The sequence below is a fragment of the Gemmatimonadales bacterium genome, from assembly GCA_035502185.1.
Classification (GTDB): domain Bacteria; phylum Gemmatimonadota; class Gemmatimonadetes; order Gemmatimonadales; family JACORV01; genus Fen-1245.
On the sequence record DATJUT010000061.1, the window covers coordinates 1 to 3811 of the forward strand.

At 71.2% G+C, this 3811-nt stretch carries 6 protein-coding genes; 4 read left to right on the top strand and 2 right to left on the bottom strand.

Going from position 1 to position 3811, the window contains the following annotated elements; translation table 11 throughout:
- Window positions 1–153: 153 nt before the first annotated feature.
- Entirely contained in the window at window positions 154–744 is a 591-nt protein-coding gene (locus VMF70_08195) for a TetR/AcrR family transcriptional regulator (GenBank protein ID HTT67993.1), read from the bottom strand.
- Window positions 745–831: 87 nt separating this feature from the next.
- Here VMF70_08195 and VMF70_08200 point away from each other — a divergent pair, with 87 nt between their 5' ends.
- From VMF70_08200 to VMF70_08210, 3 genes are read left to right on the top strand one after another with little or no spacing between them, the layout of a single operon-like run.
- Window positions 832–1377: an RNA polymerase sigma factor gene (locus tag VMF70_08200; protein ID HTT67994.1), complete on the top strand. Its 546-nt coding sequence runs from the start codon at window positions 832–834 to the stop codon at window positions 1375–1377.
- Entirely contained in the window at window positions 1374–1820 is a 447-nt protein-coding gene (locus VMF70_08205) for a hypothetical protein (GenBank protein HTT67995.1), read from the top strand. The genes VMF70_08200 and VMF70_08205 overlap by 4 nt, the downstream gene beginning before the upstream one ends.
- A 7-nt stretch (window positions 1821–1827) precedes the next feature.
- Window positions 1828–2445 carry a hypothetical protein gene (locus VMF70_08210; GenBank protein HTT67996.1) on the top strand — a complete coding sequence of 206 codons (618 nt, stop codon included), beginning with the start codon at window positions 1828–1830 and terminating at the stop codon, window positions 2443–2445.
- Between the two features lie 118 nt (window positions 2446–2563).
- Here the strand turns inward: VMF70_08210 and VMF70_08215 are convergent, their stop codons facing one another.
- Window positions 2564–2857, bottom strand: a complete 294-nt coding sequence (locus VMF70_08215; protein ID HTT67997.1) for a hypothetical protein — start codon at window positions 2855–2857, stop codon at window positions 2564–2566.
- A gap of 692 nt (window positions 2858–3549) precedes the next feature.
- Between VMF70_08215 and VMF70_08220 the strand changes: the two genes are divergently transcribed.
- On the top strand, window positions 3550–3811 hold a 262-nt coding region (locus VMF70_08220), incomplete at its 3' end, for a hypothetical protein (GenBank protein HTT67998.1).

Genomic DNA, 3811 nt, shown 5'->3' on the forward strand with positions numbered 1-3811 from the left:
GCGCGTCGAGAATCGCCTCGTCGAGCTGCCGGTTCATCTCGTAGGTGTAGGTGTTGGCCGGCGGGTCGTTCAGCGCCACGATGGCGATCCCGTCCTGCTTGGTGACGTCCACCAGCCGCTTCGCCGTCTTCGTGTCCTGCGCCATCGTCGCCGTCATCGGACGTGTACCTCCGCAGCGTAGCCGTTCAGGAACAGCCGGCAGATGGACTCCGCCAGCTCCTCGACCCCGACCGGCCCGGCGGGGTCGTACCAGGTGTAGATCCAGTTCATCATGCCGAACAGCGCGTACACGGCCACGTGCCGGTCGGTCCGGTGGCCGCCATCCTGCGCGTCGAGGGCCGCCAGCAGACCCAGGCCCAGCTCGACGTAGGCCTTCTTGAGGGCCCGCACTTCCTCCAGCCGAGGTCCCGTGAGCGACTCCGCCTCGTGCGAGAGCACCTTCATCTCGTCCATGTGGTTCGCGAAGAACATCACGTGGTGGCGGATGAAGGCGCCCAGCCGCTCCTCGGGCGTCACCGCCGCCGCGACGGCCGCCTCGGCGGCCCTGCGCACCCGCTCGAAGCAGCCCTTCTGGATCTCGAACAGGAGATCCTCCTTGCCCGCCACGTAGTAGTACATTCCCGCCAGGCTCATGCGGCTCGCCTTGGCGAGGTCACGCATGCTGGTCCGGTGGTAGCCCCGGGCCGCGAACACGTGCGCGGCGGCGGCCAGGAGCGCGTCCCGGCGGCGGTCGAAGTCCTGCATACACCCTCGGAGTGTTCGAACGGTTGTTCGAGAGAATATCACCGGCCCTTAACGCCAGGCGCAAGGTCACGTCCAACTCACTGACGCATGGGAGTTCCTGCGCTGTCCGTCGCCGCTGACGGCGACCTGATCGCCCGGTACCTCGCGGGCGAGGAAGCGGCGGCCGCGGAGTTGGTCCGCCGGCACGCCATGGCGCTGGCGCGCTTCGTCGCCGCGCACGGGGCGCCGGACGACGAGCTGGAGGATCTCACGCAGGAGGCGCTGTTCAAGGCGTTCCGGGCGCTGGGGACGTTTCGCGGCGGGGCGTCGTTCCGGACCTGGCTGCTGGCGATCGGCGGGAACGTGCTGAAGGACCGGCGGCGGCGGTGGCGCCGGCACCAGGTGGTCGCGCTGACGCCGGACATCCGGGATCCGTCCGGCGACCCCGGGGCCCAGGCCGAGGCGGGTTGGACGGCGGAGCGGCTGCAGGAGGGGATCGGGAAGCTGGCGCGGCTGCAGCGCGAGGTGTTCCTGATGCGGGCCCAGCAGGGGCTCGGCTACGAGGAGATTGCGGGCGGTCTGGGGATTTCCGAAGGGGCGGCACGGGTGCATTACCATCACGCCGTGAAGAGGTTGAAGGCATGGATCGCATGAGCGGCGAGTTGCCCCCCGAGATCGGGGCGGCGTGGAAGGCGCTGGAGGCGCGCACGGCCGAGCGGGCGGCGCGGGTGGACGTCGAGCGGGTCGCGGCGGGGGTGCTGGATCGCCTGCGCCGCGAGGGGGCCGAGGCGCCGCGGTTCCGCTGGATGTCACCCGTGGCGTTGCGGGCGGCGGCCGCCGTCGTCGTGCTGGTCGCGGCCGCGGCGGTCGTGCGCCTGACGACGGGCGGCCGGGAGTCGGCGGTGCGGCTGCCGGTGGGCATCCCGGCGATGGACTCGCTCAGCTCGCGGCAGCTCGAGGCGGTGTGGGAGGCGGCCGGTGAGGTCAGCTCGGCCGCGGATTCGGTCGTCCCGGCGTCGTTGGGCGGCTCGCTCGACGACCTTTCGGAGGCTCAACTCGAAGTGTTGCTCGCGTCCTTGAACGGAGCGGAAGGCTGACGTCACCATGAAGAACGCAAACCTGATGAAGATCGCCCTGCCGGCCGCGGCCCTGGCCATCGCGCTGGTCACCGGGCGGAGCGCGCAGGGCCAGAACCCGACGCCGTCGCCGGCGGACACCGGCGCCCCGATGGGCAATGCGATGCGGCGGCCCGGCCTCAGGGGTGGCGAGCGCGCCGAGCAGTTGCGCGGGATGATCGAGGAGCGGTTCGCCCAGCGTGTGAAGGTCGAGCTGGGCCTGACCGACCAGCAGCTGGACCGGCTGCGCGGCGCGATGCGGGCGGACCGCGACCGGCGGATGCACCTGCGGGACCGGGAGCAGGATCTGCGGGGCGCGATCTACGAGCAGATGCGGCCCGGCGTGGCCGCGAACCAGGACAGCCTCTCGCGGCTGCAGGACGCCCTGGTGCAGAACCACCTGGCGCGGGCCCAGCTGGAGCAGCAGAACGAGCGGGAGCTGGCGCAGTTCCTGACGCCGGTGCAGCGGGCGCGGCTGTTGCAGATGCGGGCGATGCTCATGCAGCGGATCCAGACGATTCGCGAGGGACGGTGGCGGCAGCCGGCAGGGAGGCCCGGTTTGCGGGGCCAACCTCCGGCCGACAGCCCTGGCCCGGGACCGCGGTAGTCTCGAGATCGATTCCGCATACCGCAGCAGGAGCGCCCAAGCCCCCGGCATTCCGCCGGGGGCTTGGATTTTCGGGGGGCTCGGGGCGGGGCGCCCGATGGTCAGGAATCGGGCGGCGTCAGCGTGGCCCCGGTAGCGCCTCGCGGGCCTTCATCTGGGCCAGCAGGCGTTCGGCGAAGTCGAGCCGGTTCTGGATCTCGTCGAGCGCCGCGGAGCCCTTCTTCGTCTCTTCAACGGCGGCGTGCAGCTGGTCGATCTCGGCGCGCAGCAGCTGGATCTCGTCGTGCAGCTCGTGCAGGGCGCGCGTGGCCCCTCCGGCGCTGAATCGCCTGGCGGCGGCGATCGCGAAGGCGATCAGCGAAATGCCGGCCGCAAACGACACCATCGACACGACGAAGTTGATCGCGCCCATTCTGCCTCCTGCGCTGGTCAGCCTGCTCTAGCCCGTACAGGCGACGCAGGGCAAAGGTTTCGCGGCGCACGCCGCGTGCGTGCCGGCCCGCGTCGGGCGCCGGAGAGTCTGCAGGGTAGCCCTGATCGGGGGGCGAACCTCCGGCCGTCGGCCCTGCACGGGACGGCGCTGGCCGCGGCGGCGTCACCGCGCCCGGCGCTATATTGCGTGCGCTCGCCCGAGTGGTGGAATGGCAGACACGCGGGACTCAAAAGCCGAAGGGCCTACCGTACCCTCTGTATCACAATGTTGCTAACCGCAGCGCAGCCAACGCCCCCGGGGCTTCCGACGCCTCGGGGGCGAGGGCCGCACAACACCCTGCTACGGCCAACACCGTGGCAGAATCGTGGCAGGCATCCGTAGGGAGAGAGTGCTTCCGACTCACGCTCTACGACTCTACGCCAGAACTGACAGAACTGACAAAACCCCTTCACCCGACGAGCGCACTTCCGGGTTGCGATGCCTGCACGCGCTTGGGCCAGCGTGCGCCGCGTGGCCTGGGGCGGGCGGGCGTTGCTGGACACGTAGTCCCGCGGCGCCATGTAGGTGGTGGCGCTGCAAGGGCTTGGCGGGCGCTGCCACGCTCTTGCCACGGTTCGCGGCGAGGCCCGCGAGCCGCTCAATCCCTAGCACGCGGCTAGCACGGGGGTAGCATGGGCTTCACCAAGCAGACAGCGAAGGCGGCCGGCGCGAAGGGCAGACAAGCTGCAGCGGCGAACCGGCGCAGCGGTGGGTCGCCACAGCCCTATCCGTTCCCGTTCAGCGGCTTCCTCGAGCTGGCCGGCATGGCTGGCCCGTCGTGGCGCGCTGCGGTGACGCTGTGGAAGGCCGCGGACGCGGAGCCGCTATCCGAGGATGAGCGGGCGCTGTTCGCGCGCCACGCGGGCGGCCGCGCGCTGCCAGCGCGGCCGGTGC

Coding starts and splice junctions, on each gene's coding strand:
- VMF70_08195 (HTT67993.1), bottom strand. CDS start 744: ATGCAGGACTTCGACCGCCGCCGGGACGCGCTCCTGGCCGCCGCCGCG.
- VMF70_08200 (HTT67994.1), top strand. CDS start 832: ATGGGAGTTCCTGCGCTGTCCGTCGCCGCTGACGGCGACCTGATCGCC.
- VMF70_08205 (HTT67995.1), top strand. CDS start 1,374: ATGAGCGGCGAGTTGCCCCCCGAGATCGGGGCGGCGTGGAAGGCGCTG.
- VMF70_08210 (HTT67996.1), top strand. CDS start 1,828: ATGAAGAACGCAAACCTGATGAAGATCGCCCTGCCGGCCGCGGCCCTG.
- VMF70_08215 (HTT67997.1), bottom strand. CDS start 2,857: ATGGGCGCGATCAACTTCGTCGTGTCGATGGTGTCGTTTGCGGCCGGC.